We start from the raw sequence: 21,786 nt of genomic DNA on the forward strand, positions 1-21,786 counted from the left end.
CGGTGATGGACTGGAAAAAAGTCCGCCGCCGAACGGCGGCCATCCTGGTGGCGGCGGGGCTGGCGCTGGCGGTGGCCGGCTGCGACACGCTTGGCTACTACTACCAGTCCATCGGCGGCCATCTCGGCGTGATGGCGCAGGCGCAGACGCTCGACGATGCCATTGCGCGCGCGCAGGCGTCCAACGACACGCGCCTCGCGCAGCGCCTGGGGCTCGCGCGCCAGATCCGGGACTACGCCTCGCGCGAGCTGAAGCTGCCCGATAACGGCAGCTATCGCCGCTATGCCAACCTGCATCGGTCCTATGTGGTGTGGAGCGTGTTCGCGACGCCGGAACTGTCGATGACGCTGCACAAGTGGTGCTTCCCGATCGTCGGCTGCATCAACTACCGTGGCTATTACGCGCAGGGTGATGCCGAACACTATGCCGCCGGGCTGCGCCGCGAGGGCCTGGAAACCTATGTGGCCGGCATCCCGGCCTATTCCACGCTCGGCTATTTTGACGACCCGCTGCTGAACACCTTCCTGTACCTGCCGGAAGGCGAACTCGCGCGGATGATCTTCCACGAACTGGCGCACCAGGTCGTGTACGTGCGCAACGACACGCCCTTCAACGAGTCCTTCGCGACCGCAGTGGAAGTGGCCGGCGTGGAGCGCTGGCTTCGCGACGATGCGTCGGAGGACGCGCGCGCGAGCTACCGGCAGTACGACAACCGGCGCAAGCAGTTCCGGGCGCTGCTGCTCGATACGCGCGACCGGCTCGATGCGCTGTACCGATCGGACGCCGACGACGACACCAAGCGCCGGGGCAAGACGGAAATCTTCGACAGCCTGCGCCGCCAGTACGCGGCGCTGCGCACGGAATGGGGCGGCTACAGCGGCTACGACCGCTGGTTCGACCAGCCGCTGACCAATGCGCACCTGGCCGCCGTGGCCACGTACCAGCAATGGGTGCCCGCGTTCACCGCGCTGCTCGACAGCGTGGGCGGCGACTGGACGCGGTTCTATGCCGAAGTGCAGCGCATCGGCGACCTGCCGGAGGCCGAGCGCCACGCCGCGCTGAGCAAGCTGGCGCCGCCAGCGGTGAACACCGGCACGCTGAACGCCGAAGATCACTCATCGGGCGCGGGCAAGTCCGGCCGCTGACCGGACCCGAGCCAGGTCAGACCCCGGTTGGCCGCTTCATGTGGCAGGCCGACGGCAGGTCGAGCGCCTGCGCCGGCGTCACACTGTTCAGGCGGAAGCCGTACTGCGTGCCTTCGGCGCCGACCTTGACGGTCTTGCCATCAACGGGGGCCACGGTCGACACCACCTGCGGCAGCAGGAGCTGGTGATCGCTCTTGCGCATCGTGACCTCGCCCAGCGCCGTCTTCATCTTCATGCCTTCGAGCGCCATCGCGACCTTCGTCGGCTCGTCGGTGCCGGCGCGCCGTATCGCCTCGGTCACGAGCTGCACCGATATCAGCACGCGCGGCGTGAAGTACTCGCCGGCGGCGGTCTGCTTTACGCGCGCCGCGAGCCCGGATAGCGCCGGATCCTCGGTATTGGGCAGCCATTCCGAGACCCACGTGAGCTTGCCGCTTTTTGCCTGCGACACCGCCAGCACCGTGCCGGGCGCGCCGCCGCCGCTGTGGTTCAGGTAGCGCGGGTCATAACCGATGTCGCCGGCCGCCTTGATCAGCAGGCTCAGGTCCTGGCCCCAGTTGCCGGTAACGATGGTGTCGGCGCCGCTCGCCTTGATCTTGCTGACATACGGTGCGAAGTCCTTGACCTTGCCGAGCGGATGCAGCGTGGCGCCGACGAACTGCGTGTCCGGCCGCGCGGTGGCGATCATCTGCTGGCCCAGCGCGGCCCAGACCCGCCCGTGCGCATAGTCCTGGTTCAGCAGGTAGAGCTTGTGGATGTCCTTCTGCTCGCGCGTGAAGTCGGCCAGCGCGCGCATCTTCATGGACGTGTTGGCCTCGGTCGCGAAATGCCAGAAGCTGCAGCGCGCGCCGGTGAGGTCCGGATCGATCGACGCGTAGTTGACGATCAGGATGCGGCGATCGGGATTGCGCTCGTTGTGGCGCGTGGCGGCTTCCACCAGCGCCGTGACCACCGAAGAGCCTGAGCCACCCGTGAACACCACCTTGACGCCCGCGTCGATCGCACTCTGCAGCGCCGACAGACTGTCCTGCGCCGACAGCTTGTTGTCGTAGCTCGTCAGTTCGTACTTGCGGCCGAGCACGCCGCCCTGTGCATTGGCATCATCGATCGCAAACTTCAGGTTGGCCTGGAAGATCTCGCCGACGTTGGCGAGCGGCCCGGAGAGCTGGTCGATAAAGGCGACCTTGATCGGTGCGCCTTGCGCCGCGGCCAATGCGGGCGCCAGGGCCATGGCCGCGGCGGCCAGCAGGCGGACCAGGGGGCGCTTGCGCGCGGCGGGTGATCTGTGCGTTGCCGGGGTGGACTGCATCAGGTGTCTCCTCCTTTGTCGATGAAGAATCCGGGTGGCGCCGTGTTCCCGGCGCGCGTTGCTTACCAGGTGTCGATGAAGCGGCGGTCTTCGCCAGTGCGCCGGCCAAGGCTGCCCGGTGGCACCGAGGCAAGCCCGCGCAGCAGCCAGCGGCGTGTGTCGGCGGGATCGATCACCGCGTCGATCTCCAGATGGCTCGCCATGTTCAATGCGCGACCGCGCTGGTAGGCGGCATCGACCATGCGCGCGAACAGTGCTTCGCGCTCATCGGGATCGGCCACGGCTTCGAGTTCCTTGCGGAAGCCGAGGCGGATCGATCCCTCCAGGCCCATCGCGCCGAACTCGCCGCTTGGCCACGCTGCCGTGAAGAATGGCGCAGCAAAACTGCCGCCGGCCATCGCTTGTGCGCCGAGCCCGTAGCCCTTGCGCAGCACGACCGTGAAGAACGGCACGCGCAGCGCGCCGGCCACCACGAACAGGCGCGAGACGTGGCGCACCGTGGCGCTTTTCTCGGCCTGCGGGCCGACCATGAAGCCCGGTGTGTCACACAGCGACAGGATCGGCAGGCCATGCGCATCGCAGAGCTGCATGAAGCGCGCGGCCTTGTCTGCGGCGGCGCTGTCGATCGCACCGCCGAGGTGGCGCGGATTGTTGGCGATGCAGCCGAACGCGCGGCCCTCGATGCGGATCAGTGCGGTGATGATGCCGGTGCCGAAGGCGGCGCGCAGCTCGAGCACGGAATCCGTGTCCGCCAGCGCGTGGATGACGGCACGCATGTCGTAGCTGCGCAGGCGGTTCTCGGGAATTGCATGACGTAGATGGCGAGGATCTTCGGCCCGCCAGCCGGGTGCGTCACCCTGGAAATAGGACAGATAGCGGCGCGCGGTCTCGACGGCCGCCTGTTCGTCGTCCACCACGACATCGATCACGCCGTTGGGCGCCTGCACGCCGACCGGGCCGACTTCCTCGGGCGCGTACACGCCGAGCCCTCCGCCTTCGACCATGGCGGGGCCGCCCATGCCGATGGTCGCGCTGCGCGTGGCGATGATCACGTCGGCGCAGCCGAGCAGTGCCGCATTGCCGGCAAAGCAGCGACCGTGCACGATGCCGACCAGCGGCACCTGGCCGGAAAGCCGCGCGAACTGGATGAACGAGGTGCAGTCGAGTCCAGCCACTACCGGCATGTCGGTGTCGCCGGGCCGGCCGCCGCCGCCTTCGGCGAACAGCACCACGGGCAGTTGCCACTGCCGCGCGAGCGCGAGCATGCGGTCCAGCTTCTTGTGGCCGTAGTAGCCCTGCGTGCCGGCCAGCACGGTGTAGTCGTAGGCAAGCACCATGCAGCGCGCATCGGCATCGGGAAGCTGCGCCGCGTTCACGGTGCCGATGCCGGTGACGATGCCATCGGCAGGCGTCGAGCGGATCAGGTCGTCTTCGGTGCGGCGCTGGCGCTGGGCGGCGATCGCCAGGCCGCCGTATTCGATGAATGATTCGGGGTCGCACAGTTGCGCGATGTTCTCGCGCGCGGTGCGGCCACCTTGTGCATGGCGCTTTGCCACGGCAGCCTCGCGCGCGGCATCCTGGCCGAGCGCGTGGCGTTCGAGCGTGTCGCGCAGGTCGGCGCGGATATGGTCGAGGTCGGCGGCAGCGCGCGCTTGCTCGGCGTGGCCGGTGTCGTCGCCGGCTTCGAGCAGCACCAGCGTGGCGCCGGCGCGAACGGTGGCCCCGGCCTGCGTTCGCACGGCCAGCACGGTGCCGGCGGCCGGGGCCTCGACCGGGTGCTCCATCTTCATCGCTTCGATGATCGCAAGCGGCTGGCCTCGGCGCACGGTGTCGCCGGGCTTCACATGGAGTGCGGCCAGTGCGCCGTCCATGGGCGCCTGTACGGCCAAGGCGTCGTTGGGCAGGTCGTCTTCATCTCCGGCGTCCTGCTCCGACACCGCAGTACCCGTTGCATGCAACGCAGGATGGTCGCCGTCGGCTGCGGCCAGTGCAGGCAATGCATGGTCGAGATATTGCGTGTGCACGGCATTGCGCCGCACGGCGTCCTGCTGCAGCAAGTCCTGCAGCAGTCGCCGGTTGGTGTCGATGCCTTCGATGCGGAACTCGCATAGCGCGCGGTACGCGAGCGCGAGCGCACGCGCGTAGTTGCCGCTGGGTTCGTGCACGATCAGCTTTGCGAGGAGCGAGTCGAAGCGCGGGTTGGCTGCCATGCCCGCATAGCCCGCGCTATCGACGCGCACGCCAGGGCCGCTCGGCGCCTCGAACGCGGTGAGCGTGCCCGCGGCCGGGCGCAGGTTGCCCTGCCCATCGAGATGTTCGGCATTGATGCGCAGCTGCACGGCCACGCCGCGCGGTGCCGGGACGCGTGCCAGGCCCAGTTGCGCGAGGTCCGAGCCCATCGCGATGGCAAGCTGGGTTTGCACGAGATCCACGCCGGTGACCATTTCGGTGACGGTGTGTTCGACCTGCAGGCGCGGGTTGGCCTCCATGAACCAGAACGCTGGCGGCTGGCCGTCGCGTTCCTGCACGAGGAATTCGAACGTACCGATGCCCCGGTACGCGGCCGCGCGTGCCAGCGTGGCCGCGGCCTCGGCGAGGCGCGCCCGCGTCGCATCGTCGAGCGCGGGGCTGGGCGCGACTTCGACGAGCTTCTGGTGGCGGCGTTGCAGGCTGCACTCGCGTTCGCCGAGCGTGATCACTTGCCCATTGGTGTCCGCGACCACCTGGATTTCGATGTGGCGCGGCGCCGTGACGATCTGTTCGACATAGACCGCGCCGTTGCCGAATGCCGCCGTCGCTTCCGAGGCGCAACGTGTCCATGCCTCGTCGATCTGCGCCGCGTCATGGACTGCACGCATGCCGCGTCCGCCGCCGCCGGCCAGCGCCTTGATCATCATGCCGGTGCCGCGCGGCAGGTCGGCAAAGAAGGCATGTGCCGCGGCCAGCGTGGTGGGCCCGGTCGTGCCTGGCACCACCGGCACGCCATGTTCGCGGGCCAGTGCGCGCGCCCGCGCCTTGTCGCCGAACAGGCGCAACACATCGGGCGCCGGGCCGACGAAGGTCAGGCCGGCGTCGAGGCAGGCCTGCGCGAAGTCTGCGTTCTCGGACAGGAAGCCATAGCCGGGATGAACGAGCTGGCAGCCTGCACGGCGCGCGGCGGCAACCACCTGTTCGATATCGAGATAAGCGCGCGGACCGCTGCCGGGCAGTGCCACGGCTTCATCGGCCTTGCGCACGTGCAGCGCGTCGCGGTCGTCCTCGCTGTGGATGGCCACGCTCGGCATGTCCAGGGCCGCTGCCGCGCGGGCGATGCGGATGGCGATTTCGCCGCGGTTGGCGATCAGGAGCTTGGGCGGATTCATGTCGGATTGCGGTGAGGCATGGGGCAGCCGCCCCAGCAGCGAAATGCTGGGGCGGGGAGAGGGGATAGAACGTCAGCGCAGCGCTTCGGCCATCGGCACCAGGTCCTGCTTGCGCACCTTGCCGGTCGCCGTCAGCGGCAGCGCGTCGACGATGCGAAGCTGCGGCACCTTGTAGACCGCCATGCTGCCGCGGCACCACGCGGTCAGCGCGGCTTCGTCGACGGTGCCGACGGCTTCGGGCTTGAGCATCACGAAGGCGACCGGCACCTGGCCGCGGTCCTCGTCGGGCCGCCCGACCACGGCCGAGCCGAGGATGGCCGGGTGCTGGCCCAGCATGGTCTCGATCTCGGCTGGGAACACGCTCATGCCGTTGACCTTGAGCATCTCCTTGCGCCGGCCCAGGTAGTGCAGGTAGCCGTCGGTGTCGATCACGCCGATGTCGCCGGTGTGGAACCAGCCGTCGCGCAGCGACTCGCGCGTGGCATCGGGCTTGTTCCAGTAGCCTTTGAGCAGCGTGGGCGTGCGCACGCACAGCTCGCCCTCGGTGCCGAGCGGCAGCAGTTCGCCCGTGGCGAAATCGCACACCTTGAACTCGGTGCCCGGCACCGGCAGCCCGACGAACACGGGCTGCGCGCGCAGGTCCATGTCGTTGTCCTGCATGCCGCAGGTGAAGGTGTTGCAGGTCTGCGTCTCGGTCATGCCCCACGCGGTTTCGGCAATGGTCGAGCCGGTCAGCGCCTGCCAGCGGTGGCGGTAATCGAGGTTCAGCTTCTTGACGAAGGACGACACGCCGACATGGCGCAGCGAGCGCAGGTCGTAGTCGGCAACGCGCGGGTGGTCCATGACCTCGACGGCGCTGTCGACGAGCATCGAAGCATTGGTGACCTTGTAGTGCTGCACGGCGGCCATGAAGGTCTGTGCGTCCCACCGTGCCAGCAATACCAGCGGGATGCCGAAGAAGACCGGGAAGATCAGGCACAGGTTCTCGCCCGCGATCCAGAACTCGGGGAAGAAGCCGAGCATGACGGAGTCGTCGGCCAGGGGCAGCGCCACGGCGCCGAACGCGGCGGCCATGTCGACCATGTCGCCCTGCGTGTGGATGCAGCCCTTGGGCAGGCCCGTGGTGCCGCCGGTGTAGTTGAGCGCGGCTGGAGCGTCGAGATCGGGAATCGACTGCGGCGCGGGGGCGGTGCAGGCGGCCATCGCGCGCAGCAGGTCGATCGCGCGGTCCTGCGGCTCGGGTTCCAGGCGCGGGGCCTGCACCATCGGCGGCAAAGGCAGCGTGGGTGCGGTCGGCACGACGTCGGCGTAGCTGGCGACAAAGAGATGGCGCAACGGATCGTCCGCGCCGAGTTCCTCCCGAGTGTCGGCCACAAGCGGCAGCAACTGGTCCAGCGCGATCAGTGCGCAGGGCGTGCTGTCCCGCAGCGCATGCAGCAGCTCGGCGCGCTGCGACAGCGGGCTTACCGGCACGTAGATCGCGCCCAGCTTCAGGATGCCGAAGAACACCACATGGAACTGCGGGCAGTTGGGCAGCAATACCGCGACGCGGTCGCCGGTGCCGATGCCGTGCGCGGCCAGCAGGGCGGCGCAGCGGTCGCTCTGCGCATCGAGCTCCGCGTAGCGCGTGACGTGGCCATAGAAGTGGACGGCGGGCTGCTCCGGACGCTGGCGGGCCCAGTGGCGCAGCATCTCGGACAGTGGCACCCGGCCCAGCGGGTACTGCGGTTCGCGCGGTGCACCGGCTGGCCAGGCGGTGCGCCAGCGGCGGTGCAGGTCATCCAGGTACTCGGCTTCATTCCGTCGTGCGCCAGGTGCGGCGGATACGGGCGGCGTTGCAGTCTGATCCATCAGCGGGTGTCTCCTCGCAGGATGTGTCGGCGACGGCGCGACCAGCACGCCGTAGGTATGTACCTCTTGGTATATTTATTTACCGATGGGTATGATCCTAGGCCGGGCGCGCGTTTGCGTCAATCCGCCGAGCGCCTGTGGCCCCCCGAATGTGGGCTGGGTGCGCCCCGATGGCGAGGTTCCGGCCCCATGCGAGAATTGCGACATGTCGATTGCACCGAAATCCGCAGCGGAGGCCGAGGAAGCGCCGGCCCGTCCGCATATTGCCGAGCGCCAGGAAGCGCGCCGCCGCCAGATCCTGGATGCGGCCGCGCAGCTCTTCTACACCAAGGGCTATCCCGGCATGACCATGAATGACCTGTGCCGCGCGCTGGGCGTGACCAAGCCGGCCGTCTACTACTACTTCACCGACAAGTACGAGATCTTCGACATCCTGTGCCGCGAATCGGCGCAGACCTGCCTTCCTGTGATCCGCGAGACGGCCGATCCGTCGCTGCCCGTGCGCGAACGGCTGCATACATGCCTGCTCGAAATGGCGCGCCGCTGCGTGTCGTGCCACGTGGCGGCCACGCTGAGCTTCCGCGACAACCAGTACCTGAAGCCCGAAACCGTGGCCTGGCTCGACAGCATGGCGCGCGATTTCTATCGCGACCTGTATGCGCTGCTCGAGGAAGGCAAGCGCGAAGGCGTGTTCGCGTTTGGCGATGCGCGCGTCGCGGCCCATTCGATCGGCAGCGTGGTCGGCTTCATGTACACGTGGCACCAGCCGGGCCGCATGGAACCCGAGGCGCTCGCGCAGGAGCTCGCCTCCAACATGATGAAGCTGGTGCTGCCAGCCTGAGCGGGCTCGGGGTTATCCCGTGGCCGGTGCTGCGCCCGTGGCGCATAATGCGCCTGGGGACCGGTCTTTCCCCTGAGGACTTCGTCTAACGTGTTGTTTTCACGCGGGCTGGCGTTTAGCATTCCCGAAAAATCGAACGACCATTCAGAAATCAGGAGACGGTGTCATGGACAGGTTTTGGCTGAAACACTACCCGGCCGGCGTGCCCGCCGAGATCGATGCCAGCCAGTTTCGCTCGCTTGCGCAGCTGCTCGAGCATTCCTTCCGCACCTATGCCGACCGCCGCGCCTTCGTCTGCATGGACAAGGCCATCACCTACGGCGAGCTGGACCGCATGTCGGCGCACTTTGCCGCGTGGCTGCAGTCGCGCGGCCTGCGCCCCGGTGCGCGCGTGGCGATCATGATGCCGAACGTGCTGCAATACCCGGTGGTGCTGGCCGCGGTGCTGCGCGCCGGGTTTGTCGTCGTCAACGTCAACCCGCTCTACACCCCGCGCGAGCTTGAGCACCAGCTCAAGGACAGCGGCGCCGAGGCCATCGTCATCCTCGAGAATTTCGCCACCACGCTGCAGCAGGTGCTGGCACGGACGCCAGTCAAGCATGTGGTGGTCGCGAGCATGGGCGACCTGCTTGGCGGGCTCAAGGGTGCCATCGTCAATTTCGTGGTGCGCAACGTCAAGAAGATGGTGCCGGAGTGGGAGCTGCCCAACTGCGTGCGCTTCAACGCCGTGCTGGCAGAAGGGCGCAAGCTCACGCTGCAGCCGGCCACCACGGGGCCTGACGACGTCGCGTTCCTGCAGTACACGGGCGGCACCACCGGCGTTTCGAAGGGTGCGGTGCTGCTGCATCGGAACGTCGTCTCCAACGTGCTGCAGTCCGAAGCGTGGATGCAACCGGCGCTGAACAAGGGCGCGCCGATCGAGCAGGTCGTCACAATCACGGCGCTGCCGCTGTACCACATCTTCGCGCTGACGGTCTGCTGCCTGCTTGGCATGCGCAATGGCGGCATGAGCGTGTTGATCCCGAACCCGCGCGATATCCCGGGCTTTATCAAGGAACTGCAGAAGTACAAGTTCCACATGTTCCCGGCGGTCAACACGCTGTACAACGCGCTGATCAACAATCCGGAAATCGGCAAGGTCGATTTCTCGGGCCTGCGCGTGGCCAACGGCGGCGGCATGGCGGTGCAGGAAGCGGTGGCCAAGCAGTGGCTCGCCAAGACCGGGTGCCCGATCATCGAAGGCTATGGCCTGTCCGAGACTTCGCCGTCGGCGACTTGCAACCCGACCGACAGCAACGCGTTCTCGGGCACCATCGGCCTGCCGCTGCCGTCGACCGACATCGCCATCCGCGACGACGACGGCGGCGACGTGCCGCTGGGCCAGCCCGGCGAGATCTGCATCCGCGGCCCGCAGGTGATGGCCGGCTACTGGAACCGTCCGGACGAGACCGCCAAGGTCATGACGCCAGACGGCTTCTTCAAGACCGGCGATATCGGCGTGATGGACGAGCGTGGCTACACCAAGATCGTCGACCGCAAGAAGGACATGATCCTGGTGTCGGGCTTCAACGTCTATCCGAACGAGATCGAAGGTGTCGCCGCCGAATGCCCGGGCGTGCTGGAAGTAGCCGCCGTTGGCGTGCCCGACACGCATTCGGGCGAGGTGGTGAAGCTTTACGTCGTGAAGAAGGATCCGGCGCTCACCGAAGCCGACGTGATCGAATTCTGCAAGGAGCGGCTCACCGGCTACAAGCGGCCCAAGTATGTGGAGTTCCGTACCGAACTGCCGAAGACCAATGTCGGCAAGATCCTGCGGCGCGAGCTGCGCGATACGCGTCAGGCTGCCTGATCGCCTGGCACGGCTCAAGCAAAACGGCCTCCCGCTCGGGAGGCCGTTTTGCTTTGCGCGCTTCGTTCAACACTCGTTCGATGGCGCCAGCCGGGCATCGCTGCTGCCATCGACGTAGATCAGCCGCACGCAGGCACCTGGCTCCAGACCAGGCGCGGCGGGCGCGTTGACCGAGGCGATCGTGCCGTCGATGGTGCGCACCTTGTACTGGAACAGGTCGATCTGCTGCGGCGGCGGTGGCCGGTTGAACAGGCGCGAAAGATCGAACGAGAACCCGACCCCCACGCCGCCTCCGCCCCCGCCGCTGCCGCCCACGGCGCCGACCCCGACGCCGCCATAGTTGCCGTAGCCGCCGCTATCGGTCGCGACGTCGATGCGCGTCAGGAACGTCTTTTCGGTGACGCGGCCGAGCTTGATCGTGGCGTTCAGCGGCGTAACTTGCGGCGCCGGCGGCGCGGTATTGCAGCCGGCAACGGTGGCCAGCAACGCGGCCAAAACCAGTGTGTAGGTCGTCTTCATGGTGCAGTCAGCCCGGCCTTGAGCCGGCCAAGCAGTCGGAACAGGGCGCGGCGGTCGGTATCGGCCAGGCCCGAGAACAGTTGCTCGATCCAGTCCTCATGCGCGCGTGCCATGCGCGAGAACGCCTCGCGTCCCGCGGGCGTAAGCCGGATCAGGTAAGCGCGACGGTCGGTCGGCAGGGCCTCGCGCGAGACCAGTCCTTCCTGCTGGAGCTGGTCGGTAATGCCGGTGACGTTGCCGCCGGTCACCATCATGCGGCGCGACAGCTCGCCCATCTTCAGGCCTTCGGGATGGCGGTCAAGCTGGGACAGAAGGTCGAAGCGCGGCAGCGTGCAGGCGAAGTCCTGGCGCAGCCGACTGCGGATGTCGGCCTCGACGAGGTTGGTACAGGTCAGCAGCCGCAGCCACAGGCGCAGCGCCTCGTGCTCGGTGTCGCCGGCACGGGTTTCAAGGTCGACCGGGGCGGCATCATTGTTGCCGGCGGTGGAGGGATTGGGCATCGGGATGAACAGTTATGCGGCCGGGCCGCCCGCCATTGGCGGGTGGTCCAGACATTTGATGCCTCAAGTATATGCCGGTTGGCCGGTTCGGGCCGCTGTCTGGCCCGTTCAGTCGACCTTGGCGCCCGACGCCTTGACCACCTGGGCCCACTTGGCGGTTTCCGAACGGATCAGTGCGGCGAACTGCTCCGGCGTGTTGCCGACCGGTTCCGCGCCCTGGGCCTGCAGGCGCTCGCGCACGGCGGGCGAGCCCAGCGCCTTGGCCACCTCGTGCTGCAGGCGGTTGATGATGTCTGGTGGCGTGCCGGCCGGCGCCAGCAGGCCAAACCAGGAACTGGCCTCGTAGCTGGGCAGGTTCGCGGCGGCCGCGATGGTCGGCACGTCGGGCAGGGCCGGCGACGGCTTCGCGCTGGTCACCGCCAGCGCCTTGAGCTTGCCGGCCTTGATCAGCGCCATGGACGACGGCAGGTTGTCGAACATGACCTGCATGGTGCCGCCCGTCAGGTCCGTCAGCGCGGGTCCGCTGCCCTTGTACGGGAAGTGGACCATATACGTGCGTGTCTGCGTCTTGAAGAGTTCGCCGGCCAGGTGGATCGACGTACCGTTGCCGCTCGACGCCATGTTGAGCTTGCCCGGGTTGGCGCGCGCATAGGCGATCAGGTCGCGGACGTTGCTGATCTTGTTCTGCTGCGCGAAGGCCGGGTTGATGACCAGCACATTGGGCACCGCGGCGACTTCGGTAATCGGTGCGAAGTCCTTGATCGGGTCAAATGGCAGCTTGCCGTACAGCGACTGGTTGATGCCGTGCGTGCCGACCGTGCCCATCAGCAGCGTATAGCCGTCCGGCGCGGACTTGGCCACGATGTCCGCGCCGATATTGCCGCCGGCGCCGGGCTTGTTGTCCACCACCATGTTCCAGCCAGGCAGCTTCGCGAGCTCGGCCGCCACGGCGCGCGCCAGGATATCGGTCGTGCCGCCGGCCGCGAACGGCACCACGAGCCGGATCGGCTTGTTCGGATAGGGATCCGCCGCCAGGACCGGCTGGCTCAGTAATGCGGCGAGACTACCGGACAACAGCAGTGCGACGACGTGCCGGCGATGGGATGGCATGCGGGTCTCCTGAAATGTCCGGGCAAGGCCGGCCTGTGGATGGGTCAGTGCATTCTAGTAGCCACCCGCGTGGACGCCGATGAGGTGATGCCCTATGACCGCACATGCGCCATGCCAAAGAAAAAGGCACCCGAAGGTGCCTTTGCGGTTCAGGCGAAATACGCTCAGAACTTGTGGCGGATACCGATCGAGGCACCGAACATCGAGCTCTGGCCATTGGCCAGCGCATAGCTGTTGCCCAGCGAAAGGCTGGTGGCGTACGTGGTCGCCAGCGATTCCATCGTCAGGCCGGCGTTCTTGGCGTAGGCCGTGCTCAGGTAGACATCGGTACGCTTGGAGAACGAGTAGGTCGCGATGAAGGCGACCTGCCACGGGTTGGCAACGTGCGTGTCGCCGAACAGGCTCTTGACGTTGTCGTAGTTGTATTCCAGCGTGAGGCCCACGGCCGGGGTGACCTGGTAGTTGGCACCGATCCAGTAGAAGTCGTCGCGCTGGATCAGCACGTCGGCAGCGTTCTTCTGCTGGCCCCAACGGTAGCCACCCATGATCTTGGCCGGGCCAAACGAATAGCTACCTGCGACCGAAGCCTTCTTCACGGTGCCGTTGCCGGTACCGATGGTCGGGTTCCACTGGTCATAGCCAACCATTGCGCCGAACGGGCCCGCGGCGTAGGCCACGGCCGCGCCGTAGCCCGTATCGCGACGGAACGCACCCGGGACTTCGCCGTTGCCGCCAATCGGGGTTGCCACGCCAGCCGTTGCCGGCAGGGCTACGCCAGTACCGAACGACCAGTGGGCACCCGCCGTGATCGGACCAAACTTGCCCGTGTACTTGATGGTGTTGTCTTCGCGGTAGTTCGGGCCTTGCTGCAGCACGACAGGTTCGTACTGCGTGGCGTACGCGGTCGGCGAGAAGTTGGCCAGAGCGTCGAACATCGAGACGTACTGGCGGCCGAAGCTGACCTGCCCGACGCTGTCGCTCTGCAGGCCCACGAAGGACTGACGACCAAACAGACGGCCGCTTTGCTGCAGGCCGCCGCTGTCGCTGCTGAAGCCGCTTTCGAGCACGAACACGGCCTTCAGGCCGCCGCCCAGATCTTCGGTGCCGCGCAAGCCCCAGCGCGAGCCGGACAGGCCACCGGCATCCATGCGGGTCACGGAATGGGCCGTGCCGCGATTAAAGGCGGGGCCGACGGGGACGGTGCCAACGTTATTGACGTATTCGATGTTGGCGTCGACCACACCGTAAAGCGTCACGCTCGATTGTGCTTGTGCCGCACCTGCAAACGCGCCCAGTGCTGCCAGCGCGATAAGCGATTTCTTCATGCTCAACGATCTCCACTTAATGAATTGTTATGTGGCGAGTGAGAGAACCTCCTGATCTCCATTCCTCACTGCCAGACTTCCTGCGTTGCTAAGAAGCTGCGAAGTACTGTAACAAACAACCTTAAATTCACTATCTGCGGCCAACCCCGTTGTCTGCTTTTAACAACTCAGGGTTTTCTTGTACCCGAGAGTAAATTGCTAGGCCTGGCATGGGACAGCGGGGTTTAGAGCCTTGCTACAATGCGGGTAATCCCGATGTCTTCGGCGGTTTTGCCATGGCGGCAAGTTACCCCTGCTTTGGCAGGGGTATATCTGCACCAGGCCGGGGATTTCAGGCCTATTTCCCAATTGCCTTTTCCTTTCACTGGTCTTTTCGCTTTCCCGCATCGCATGGACACTTTCATCCGCGAATTCGACATGGCATTGCGCGCCATTGCCGGCGCCACGCGCTCGGGCCGGGCCAACCCCGCTGACCGGCTTGCGCCGGACGACGGGCAACTCGAGCAGGCCGAGCGCCGCCACGTGGCCGGACTGATGCGCATCAACCATGTCGGCGAGGTCTGCGCGCAGGCTCTCTACCAGGCGCAGAAGCTCACCGCGCGCAATGACGAGGTGCGGACCCAGATGGACACCGCTGCGCGCGAAGAGGAAGACCACCTGGCCTGGTGCGCCGAACGACTGCGCGAACTGGATTCGCGGCCGAGCCTGCTGAACCCGCTTTGGTATGCGGGCGCTTTCGCGATCGGTTTCCTGGCCGGCCGCGCCGGCGACAAGGTCAGCCTCGGCTTCGTCGCGGAAACCGAGCACCAGGTCGAGCAGCACCTGAGCGGCCACCTCGACCAGCTGCCCGCGGCCGACGGCCGCTCGCGCGCCATCCTGGAACAGATGCGCGATGACGAGATCCGCCATGGCGATGCCGCACGCGCTGCCGGTGGCGTGCCGCTGCCCGCGCCGGTGCGCGCGCTGATGCGCGGCGCGTCCCGCGTCATGACGACCGCCGCGTACCGGATCTGAGCTTGCGCAGCGGGGCCTGCCACGGGCTCCGCATCGCGCTCTGCGCAGGGCCCGTTTCGCCGGCCATGTCTGGCAAATGTTGTATCCTTCCCCACGGTCGCGGGCCGGTCTTTCCCGCGATTTCGGCAGTCCCTCCCCCAGCGGTTCTCAGGTGGTTTCTCTGCTTTGCTCCCTAAGATCTTCATTTCATTAAGGATTCACGTTTACGGTGCGTGGAGGTATGCGCGCTAAGTCTTTGTTCTGATTCGAAAATCCCGGTTTGTTGCCCTGCAGCGAGCCTTGACCCGCGAAATTGCTTCCTCTAAAGTGGGAAATAGTGTGAGGAAGTGTATTTTTGTGTGAAATTGGACCCGTACCGTGGGATGATCCCGCAAGTCGGGATGCAGCGATTCACGCACATGCCGGCAGCCAGTAGCCGGCCGGACCGGGAGCAAGCTTGTTTCAGGGAGCATCGGCGCTCTCGCTGGATGCCAAGGGGCGGATGTCGATTCCGTCGCGGCACCGCGAAGCGCTGCAACAGCAGGCCGAGGGCCGGGTGACGCTGACCAAGCACCCGGACGGCTGCCTGCTGCTGTTTCCCAGGCCCGAGTGGGAAAGCTTCCGGCAAAGAATTGCGGCGCTGCCGATGGATGCGCACTGGTGGAAACGCATCTTCCTGGGCAACGCTGCCGACGTGGAAATGGACGGCGCAGGCCGCGTGCTGATTGCACCGGAGCTGCGCGGTGCCGCCATGCTCGACAAGGAAGTCATGCTGCTCGGCATGGGCAGCCATTTCGAAGTCTGGGATGCCGCGACATACGCCGCCAAGGAACAGCAGGCGATGGCGCAAGGCATGCCGGAAGCATTGAAGAATTTCTCTTTCTGACGAGGTCATGAGTCCTACCGGATCGCCGGCAACCCCCGCCCTGCGCCATCGCACCGTGCTGCTGGACGAGGCCGTCGAGGCATTGGTCTGGCGGCCGGACGGTGTTTACGTGGACGGCACCTTCGGCAGGGGAGGGCACAGTCGGGCAATTCTGGCCCGGCTGGGGCCAGACGGGGCCCTCGTCGCGTTCGACAAGGACCCAGCAGCAATCGCAGAAGCGGGCACCATCCAGGATGCCCGCTTCTCCATTGAGCACGAGAGCTTTGCGGCCATGGGCGAGCGCCTGGCCGGGCGCGGCCATGTGGCCGGCGTGCTGCTCGACCTGGGGATCAGCTCGCCCCAGATCGATGAAGCGGCGAGGGGGTTTTCCTTTCGTTTCGAGGGCCCGCTGGACATGCGCATGGACACCACGCGCGGCATCACTGCCGCCGAGTGGCTGGCGCAGGCGGAAGAGCAGGACATTGCCAGGGTGATACGAGACTATGGGGAAGAACGGTTTGCTGTACAGATTGCAAAGGCGATTGTTGCTCGCCGGCGCGAACCCGGCGATGGCGGACCTCTCGCCACTACTGCCGACCTTGCCGCGCTCGTGGCGAAAGCCGTCAAAACACGCGAGAAGGGTCAGGACCCTGCGACCCGCACCTTTCAGGCTCTACGGATTCACGTCAATCAAGAGCTTGAGGACCTCGAAAGAGGGCTGAAGGCTGCCTATGACCTGCTGCAGGTAGGGGGGCGCCTCGTGGTGATCAGCTTCCATTCGCTGGAGGACCGCATCGTCAAGCGGTTCATGGCGGCGCACGCCCGTCCCCAGCAGGATGCCGATCCCGCGCTGCGCCGCGCGCCGCTGCGCGCGGCCGACCTGCCGCAACCAACGCTGCGCCTGCTGGGCCGCGTCAAGCCCGGCGCGCAGGAAGTCGCCGACAACCCGCGCGCACGCTCGGCCGTGATGCGCGTCGCCGAAAAACTGGCACCGGCCGCCTCGGGCCGGGGAGCGGTGCCGGCATGAACCGACTGACATTTTTCCTGCTTGCGGCACTCATCTTCTGTGCGCTCTCGCTCGTGAGCGCGCAGCACCAGGCACGCACGCTGTTCGTCGCGATGGAGCGTGCCCAGGCAGAAGAAAAGCAGCTCGACGTCGACTGGTCGCGGTTGCAGTACCAGCAAAGCGCGCTCGGCAAGAGCGCGCGCATTGCCGACGCGGCGCGCACCCAGCTGCGCATGGCACCCATCATGGCGGGCAGGACCCAGTACCTGTCGGGCATCGTGCTGCCGCAGGCGGCACCGGCGCCCGCGGCTGCCGCATCCGCCCCCGCCGGGGAGGAACGTCCATGACCATGGCACGCGGCGGCAACACCTCGCGCAATCGCCCGAACAACTCGCGTCCGCGCACCGGGCAGTTCTCGGCCAGCCCCGTGCTGGGCCTGCGCCTGCCGATGTGGCGCTCCAAGTTTGTCGTGTTCCTGATGTTCGCGGCATTCGTGGCGCTGGCCGTGCGCGCGCTGTGGATCCAGGGGCCCGGCAACCAGTTCTATGAGGCGGAAGGCAAGAAGCGCTTCCAGCGCACGCTCGAGCTGCCGGCCACGCGTGGCAAGATCCTGGACCGCAACGGCCTGGTGCTCGCCACCAGCCTGCCGGTCAAGGCAATCTGGGCCGTCCCCGAGGATGTGCCGAACCAGGTCGAAGCCGCCAAGATCCGCCAGCTCGCGAAGCTGCTCGACATGTCCGAGAAGGACCTGGGCCGCAAGCTGTCCGAGGACAAGAGCTTTGTCTACCTGAAGCGCCAGGTCCAGCCTGACGCCGCCGAGAAGATCGCTGCGCTGAAGATCGAGGGCGTCCACCAGACCCGCGAATACAAGCGCTTCTACCCGGAAGGGGAAGCCATGGCGCACATCGTCGGCTTCACCAACGTGGAAGACCGCGGCCAGGAAGGCGTGGAGCTGGCACGCGAAGCCGGCCTGGCCGGGCGTCCCGGCGCCCGCCAGGTGATCAAGGACCGCCTGGGCCGCGTGGTCGAGGACGTCGGCATCCTCAAGACCCCGCGCGACGGCGAGGACATGCAGCTGTCGATCGACGCCAAGATCCAGTACCTCGCCTACAACGAGCTGAAGGCCGTGGTCGAGCGCAACAAGGCCAAGGCGGCCAGCGCGGTGGTGCTCGACGCGCAGACCGGTGAAGTGCTGGCGCTGGCCAACTGGCCGACCTACAACCCGAACGACCGCACCCGGCTGTCGGGCGAGCAGCTGCGCAACCGCGTGCTGACCGATACCTTCGAGCCGGGTTCGATGATGAAGCCGATCACCATCGGCCTCGCGCTGCAGCTCAAGCGCGTGACGCCGTCCACCGTGGTGGTCACGACCGGCAAGTACAACTTCGAAGGCGCCACCATCACCGACACCCACAACTACGGCGCACTGACCGTGGGCGGCGTGATCCAGAAGTCGAGCAATATCGGCACGACCAAGATCGCGATGATGATGAAGCCGCAGGAAATGTGGGACATGTTCACCAGCGTCGGCCTTGGCCAGGCGCCAAAGATCGGCTTCCCGGGTGCCGTGGCTGGCCGCGTGCGCCCGTTCAAGAGCTGGCGCCCGATCGAGCAGGCCACCATGTCGTACGGCTACGGCCTGTCGGTGTCGCTGTTCCAGATGGCGCACGCCTACACGGTCTTCGCGCATGACGGCGAGATCATCCCCGTATCGATGTTCCGTACCAATGGCCCCGTGACCGGCGAGCGCATCCTGTCGCCACAGGTCGCGCGCGACGTGCGCGCCATGCTTGAAACCGTGACTGCGCCCGGCGGCACCGCACCCGAGGCGCAGGTGATGGGCTACCGCGTCGGCGGCAAGACCGGTACCGCGTACAAGCACGAAGGCCGTGGCTACAACCGCAGCAAGTACCGCGCGTCGTTCATCGGCCTGGCGCCGATGTCGAACCCGCGCGTGATCGTGGCCGTCAGCGTGGACGAGCCGACCGCCGGCAGCCACTACGGTGGCGCGGTGGCCGGTCCGGTCTTCGCCGCGATCACCGGCGGCACGCTGCGTGCCCTGAATGTCCAGCCCGATTCGCCGATCCGCCAGCTCGTGGTCAGCGACAAGGTGCAGGAAAGCGAACCGTGGAGCTCGACGCAATGACGGCCAAGCCGCTGCTCCCGCTAGAAGTCACCGCACAGGCCAGCGACGCGCTGGCCTGGCTGCGTACCAAGGTACCGGCCAGTGCCCGGTTGACCGGCGACACGCGCCGCCTGGCACAGGGCGATGTCTTCCTGGCCTACGTGCTTGGCAACGAGCGCCTGTCCACCGACGGCCGCCCGCATATCGCGCAGGCCATTGCGGCCGGTGCCGGTGCGATCCTGTATGAGGCCGACGGCTTCGACTGGCCTTTCGGCGACGCCGTGCCGCACCTCGCGCTGAACAACCTGCACCAGCTTGCCGGCCCGATTGCCGCGGGCTGGTACGGCAATCCCGCTCGCGGCGTGGCCGTGACCGGCATGACCGGCACCAATGGCAAGACTTCGTGCAGCCAGTGGCTGGCGCGCCTGCTGCAAGCCACCGGCACGCCATGCGCGACGATCGGCACGCTCGGAACCGGCTTCCCTGATGCGCTGCAGCCGACCGGCTTCACCACGCCCGATGCCGTGCAGCTGCAGGCCAGCCTGGCCAGCCTGCATGATGCCGGCGCGCGCGCGGTGGCGATGGAAGTGTCGTCCCACGGCCTCGAACAGGAACGCGTGGCCGGCACGCATTTCTCGGTGGCAGTGCTGACCAACCTGACGCAGGACCATCTCGACTACCACGGCACCATGGCCGAATACGAGGCCGCCAAGGCGCGCCTGTTCCGCTGGGACGGCCTGCGCACCGCCGTGGTCAACCGCGATGACGGGATGGGTCGGCGCCTGCTGGCGTCCAATGGCGCGGCCATCTCGGCGCCGCATGTGATCGAGTACGGCATCGACGGTCCGGCGCGTGCCTCCATCAGCGGCGCGCGTGGCCAATGGCTGCGCGCCAGCGGCGTGCGCGCGACGGCGACCGGCACCGCGTTCCATATCGATGGCAGCTTCGGCAGCGCCGATGTTGCTACGCCGATGATCGGTGCGTTCAATGTCAGCAACCTGCTCGCCGTGCTGGGCGCGGCGCTGGCCAATGGGGTGGCTTGGAATGCGGCGCTCGCCGCGCTGCGCGCGCTCTCGCCCGTCGATGGCCGCATGGAACTGTTCGGCGCGCACGCCGGACAGGATGGCCCGCTGGCCGTGGTCGACTACGCCCACACGCCCGATGCACTGGAAAAGACACTCGAAGCACTGCGCCCGGTTGCCCTGGCGCGCAATGGCCGCCTGTGGTGCGTGTTCGGCTGTGGCGGCGACCGCGATCCGATCAAGCGCCCGCTGATGGGCGGCGTGGCCGAGCGCCTGGCCGACGAGGTCGTGCTGACCAGCGACAACCCGCGCAGCGAGGATCCGCAGGACATCCTGGACGCCATTGCCGACGGCATGGCCGACCGCGCGCGTGGGCGCCAGATCGAGGACCGCGCTGCCGCGATCCTCTATGCAATCAAGCACGCGGCCGGTGCCGACGTGGTGCTGGTGGCCGGCAAGGGCCATGAGGCCACGCAGGAAGCCCATGGCCGCAAGCGGCCGTTCTCGGACCGCGAGCATGTACGCCTGGCCCTCGCCGCGCGGGGGGTATCGGCATGAGCGATTCCAAGATGACGAATTTGCAGGAAGCCGCCGGCTGGATTGCCGGCGCGCGTGTTTTGGGCGATGGCACGCAGGGCTTTGCCCGCGTGCATACCGACAGCCGCACGGTCGAGCCGGGCGACCTGTTCGTCGCCCTGAAGGGCGAGCGCTTCGACGCGCATGATTTCATCGCCGACGTGGTGGCGCGCGGTGCTGTCGCCGTACTGGTGAGCCGCGAGGTCGATGCCGGCGTGCCGGCCATCGTCGCGCCGGATACGCGCATCGCGCTCGGCGAACTCGGCGCCGGCTGGCGCCGCCAGTTCACGCTCCCGACCGTCGCAGTGACGGGCAGCAACGGCAAGACCACGGTCAAGGAAATGATCGCGGCGATCTTCGCCGCGGCGGTAGGCGAAGACCAGCGTCTGGCCACGGGCGGCAACCTGAACAACGATATCGGCCTGCCGCTGACGGTGCTCCGCCTGCGCGCGACGCACCGGCTGGCCGTGCTCGAACTCGGCATGAACCATCCGGGCGAGACGGTCTATCTGGCCGGCATCGCCCAGCCGACGGTGGCAGTCGTCACCAATGCGCAGCGCGAACATCAGGAATTCATGGTCAGCGTGGAAGCTGTCGCCCACGAGCATGCCGCGGCCATCGCCGCGCTGCCTGCCGATGGCGTGGCCGTGTTCCCGCTCGACGAAGAAAGCGGCGGCCAGCACGCCGCCATCTGGCGCACGGCTGCCGGTACACGCCGCGTGCTCAGCTTTGGCACCACGGGCGAGGCCGATGTGCATGCGGCCGTGGCGCTGGTCGACGGCGTGCAGGTCATGCAGGTCCGCGCGCCCGGCCACGCGTTCGAGGTCCGTCTCGGCCTGCTTGGCATGCACAACGTGCGCAATGCGCTCGCGGCCACCGCGTGCGCGCTGGCGGCCGGCGTGCAGGTGCCGGCCATCCAGGAAGGACTGGCGGCGTTCAAGGCGGTCAAGGGCCGCCTGCAGGTCAAGCACACGCCGGGCGGCACCGTGGTGATCGACGACACCTACAACGCCAACCCCGATTCCATGCGCGCCGCGATCGACGTGCTGGCTGGGTTTGCCGCGCCGCGCCTGCTGGTGATCGGCGACATGGGCGAGGTCGGTGACCAGGGGCCGGCGTTCCACACGGAGATCGGCGGCTACGCGCAGACGCGCGGCATCGAAGCGTTGTGGGCGACGGGCGAACTGGCCACGCACGCCGTGCAGGCATTCGGTGCGCAAGGCAGGCATTTCGCCCTGGCGGAGGATCTCGCCCGGGCGCTGGAGGAAGACGCAGGTGGCACGGTGGCGCAGGCTGGCGCCGTGCTGGTGAAGGGATCGCGCTTCATGCGCATGGAACGGATGGTGGCTGCGCTGGTCGCAGACACTCCCGCTCACTAGATAAGTAGA

At 67.2% G+C, this 21,786-nt stretch carries 17 protein-coding genes; 10 read left to right on the top strand and 7 right to left on the bottom strand.

The window, feature by feature from the left end:
- The first annotated feature begins 5 nt into the window (after positions 1-5).
- Entirely contained in the window at positions 6-1,145 is a 1,140-nt protein-coding gene (locus tag KHO41_RS20990) for an aminopeptidase (protein WP_211955224.1), read from the top strand.
- A gap of 16 nt (positions 1,146-1,161) precedes the next feature.
- Here the strand turns inward: KHO41_RS20990 and KHO41_RS20995 are convergent, their stop codons facing one another.
- From KHO41_RS20995 to KHO41_RS21005, 3 genes are all read right to left on the bottom strand, one after another.
- Positions 1,162-2,454, bottom strand: coding sequence for a branched-chain amino acid ABC transporter substrate-binding protein (locus KHO41_RS20995; RefSeq protein ID WP_244873933.1), 1,293 nt, complete (start codon positions 2,452-2,454; stop codon positions 1,162-1,164).
- A 62-nt stretch (positions 2,455-2,516) separates the two neighbouring features.
- Entirely contained in the window at positions 2,517-5,816 is a 3,300-nt protein-coding gene (locus KHO41_RS21000; RefSeq protein WP_211955225.1) for an acetyl-CoA carboxylase family protein, read from the bottom strand.
- 72 nt (positions 5,817-5,888) lie between these two features.
- Entirely contained in the window at positions 5,889-7,667 is a 1,779-nt protein-coding gene (locus KHO41_RS21005; protein ID WP_211955226.1) for an AMP-binding protein, read from the bottom strand.
- A gap of 205 nt (positions 7,668-7,872) precedes the next feature.
- Here KHO41_RS21005 and KHO41_RS21010 point away from each other — a divergent pair, with 205 nt between their 5' ends.
- Both KHO41_RS21010 and KHO41_RS21015 read left to right on the top strand, forming a co-directional pair.
- A complete protein-coding gene (locus tag KHO41_RS21010; protein ID WP_211955227.1) occupies positions 7,873-8,508 on the top strand; it encodes a TetR/AcrR family transcriptional regulator in 636 nt (211 codons plus the stop codon).
- Positions 8,509-8,674: 166 nt separating this feature from the next.
- Positions 8,675-10,357 carry a long-chain fatty acid--CoA ligase gene (locus KHO41_RS21015; RefSeq protein WP_211955228.1) on the top strand — a complete coding sequence of 561 codons (1,683 nt, stop codon included), beginning with the start codon at positions 8,675-8,677 and terminating at the stop codon, positions 10,355-10,357.
- A 66-nt stretch (positions 10,358-10,423) separates the two neighbouring features.
- Here the strand turns inward: KHO41_RS21015 and KHO41_RS21020 are convergent, their stop codons facing one another.
- From KHO41_RS21020 to KHO41_RS21035, 4 genes are all read right to left on the bottom strand, one after another.
- Positions 10,424-10,876 (bottom strand): hypothetical protein, encoded by a 453-nt coding sequence (locus KHO41_RS21020; RefSeq protein WP_211955229.1) that lies wholly within the window; start codon positions 10,874-10,876, stop codon positions 10,424-10,426.
- Positions 10,873-11,376, bottom strand: coding sequence for a MarR family winged helix-turn-helix transcriptional regulator (locus KHO41_RS21025; protein ID WP_211955230.1), 504 nt, complete (start codon positions 11,374-11,376; stop codon positions 10,873-10,875). Before KHO41_RS21025 ends, KHO41_RS21020 begins: the two co-directional genes overlap by 4 nt.
- 108 nt (positions 11,377-11,484) lie before the next feature.
- On the bottom strand, positions 11,485-12,486 hold the full coding sequence (locus tag KHO41_RS21030; protein WP_211955231.1) for a Bug family tripartite tricarboxylate transporter substrate binding protein: 1,002 nt from the start codon (positions 12,484-12,486) through the stop codon (positions 11,485-11,487).
- 164 nt (positions 12,487-12,650) lie between these two features.
- Positions 12,651-13,811: a porin gene (locus KHO41_RS21035; RefSeq protein ID WP_211955232.1), complete on the bottom strand. Its 1,161-nt coding sequence runs from the start codon at positions 13,809-13,811 to the stop codon at positions 12,651-12,653.
- Between the two features lie 390 nt (positions 13,812-14,201).
- Between KHO41_RS21035 and coq7 the strand changes: the two genes are divergently transcribed.
- The 7 genes from coq7 (at position 14,202) to KHO41_RS21070 (ending at position 21,777) form a co-directional block, all read left to right on the top strand.
- Positions 14,202-14,825, top strand: a complete 624-nt coding sequence (coq7, locus tag KHO41_RS21040) for a 2-polyprenyl-3-methyl-6-methoxy-1,4-benzoquinone monooxygenase (protein ID WP_211955233.1) — start codon at positions 14,202-14,204, stop codon at positions 14,823-14,825.
- 436 nt (positions 14,826-15,261) lie between these two features.
- Positions 15,262-15,690 (top strand): division/cell wall cluster transcriptional repressor MraZ, encoded by a 429-nt coding sequence (gene mraZ / locus KHO41_RS21045; protein WP_011299133.1) that lies wholly within the window; start codon positions 15,262-15,264, stop codon positions 15,688-15,690.
- A 7-nt stretch (positions 15,691-15,697) separates the two neighbouring features.
- Positions 15,698-16,696, top strand: coding sequence for a 16S rRNA (cytosine(1402)-N(4))-methyltransferase RsmH (rsmH, locus tag KHO41_RS21050; RefSeq protein WP_211955234.1), 999 nt, complete (start codon positions 15,698-15,700; stop codon positions 16,694-16,696).
- Positions 16,693-17,022 (top strand): cell division protein FtsL, encoded by a 330-nt coding sequence (ftsL, locus tag KHO41_RS21055; protein ID WP_211955235.1) that lies wholly within the window; start codon positions 16,693-16,695, stop codon positions 17,020-17,022. The genes rsmH and ftsL overlap by 4 nt, the downstream gene beginning before the upstream one ends.
- Entirely contained in the window at positions 17,019-18,821 is a 1,803-nt protein-coding gene (locus KHO41_RS21060; RefSeq protein WP_211955236.1) for a peptidoglycan D,D-transpeptidase FtsI family protein, read from the top strand. Before ftsL ends, KHO41_RS21060 begins: the two co-directional genes overlap by 4 nt.
- The gene (locus tag KHO41_RS21065) at positions 18,818-20,380 is read left to right on the top strand and encodes a UDP-N-acetylmuramoyl-L-alanyl-D-glutamate--2,6-diaminopimelate ligase (RefSeq protein WP_211955311.1); all 1,563 of its coding nucleotides are present in this window, start codon (positions 18,818-18,820) and stop codon (positions 20,378-20,380) included. The genes KHO41_RS21060 and KHO41_RS21065 overlap by 4 nt, the downstream gene beginning before the upstream one ends.
- Positions 20,377-21,777, top strand: coding sequence for a UDP-N-acetylmuramoyl-tripeptide--D-alanyl-D-alanine ligase (locus KHO41_RS21070; protein ID WP_211955237.1), 1,401 nt, complete (start codon positions 20,377-20,379; stop codon positions 21,775-21,777). Before KHO41_RS21065 ends, KHO41_RS21070 begins: the two co-directional genes overlap by 4 nt.
- Positions 21,778-21,786: the final 9 nt, after the last annotated feature.

Origin of the sequence: Cupriavidus numazuensis, assembly GCF_905397435.1 — a bacterium.
Lineage (GTDB): Bacteria > Pseudomonadota > Gammaproteobacteria > Burkholderiales > Burkholderiaceae > Cupriavidus > Cupriavidus numazuensis.

Bases quoted from the DNA above. Each gene is read 5' to 3' on its own strand.
- KHO41_RS20990 (WP_211955224.1), top strand. From the start codon at position 6: ATGGACTGGAAAAAAGTCCGCCGCCGAACGGCGGCCATCCTGGTGGCG.
- KHO41_RS20995 (WP_244873933.1), bottom strand. From the start codon at position 2,454: ATGCAGTCCACCCCGGCAACGCACAGATCACCCGCCGCGCGCAAGCGC.
- KHO41_RS21000 (WP_211955225.1), bottom strand. From the start codon at position 5,816: ATGAATCCGCCCAAGCTCCTGATCGCCAACCGCGGCGAAATCGCCATC.
- KHO41_RS21005 (WP_211955226.1), bottom strand. From the start codon at position 7,667: ATGGATCAGACTGCAACGCCGCCCGTATCCGCCGCACCTGGCGCACGA.
- KHO41_RS21010 (WP_211955227.1), top strand. From the start codon at position 7,873: ATGTCGATTGCACCGAAATCCGCAGCGGAGGCCGAGGAAGCGCCGGCC.
- KHO41_RS21015 (WP_211955228.1), top strand. From the start codon at position 8,675: ATGGACAGGTTTTGGCTGAAACACTACCCGGCCGGCGTGCCCGCCGAG.
- KHO41_RS21020 (WP_211955229.1), bottom strand. From the start codon at position 10,876: ATGAAGACGACCTACACACTGGTTTTGGCCGCGTTGCTGGCCACCGTT.
- KHO41_RS21025 (WP_211955230.1), bottom strand. From the start codon at position 11,376: ATGCCCAATCCCTCCACCGCCGGCAACAATGATGCCGCCCCGGTCGAC.
- KHO41_RS21030 (WP_211955231.1), bottom strand. From the start codon at position 12,486: ATGCCATCCCATCGCCGGCACGTCGTCGCACTGCTGTTGTCCGGTAGT.
- KHO41_RS21035 (WP_211955232.1), bottom strand. From the start codon at position 13,811: ATGAAGAAATCGCTTATCGCGCTGGCAGCACTGGGCGCGTTTGCAGGT.
- coq7 (WP_211955233.1), top strand. From the start codon at position 14,202: ATGGACACTTTCATCCGCGAATTCGACATGGCATTGCGCGCCATTGCC.
- rsmH (WP_211955234.1), top strand. From the start codon at position 15,698: ATGAGTCCTACCGGATCGCCGGCAACCCCCGCCCTGCGCCATCGCACC.
- ftsL (WP_211955235.1), top strand. From the start codon at position 16,693: ATGAACCGACTGACATTTTTCCTGCTTGCGGCACTCATCTTCTGTGCG.
- KHO41_RS21060 (WP_211955236.1), top strand. From the start codon at position 17,019: ATGACCATGGCACGCGGCGGCAACACCTCGCGCAATCGCCCGAACAAC.
- KHO41_RS21065 (WP_211955311.1), top strand. From the start codon at position 18,818: ATGACGGCCAAGCCGCTGCTCCCGCTAGAAGTCACCGCACAGGCCAGC.
- KHO41_RS21070 (WP_211955237.1), top strand. From the start codon at position 20,377: ATGAGCGATTCCAAGATGACGAATTTGCAGGAAGCCGCCGGCTGGATT.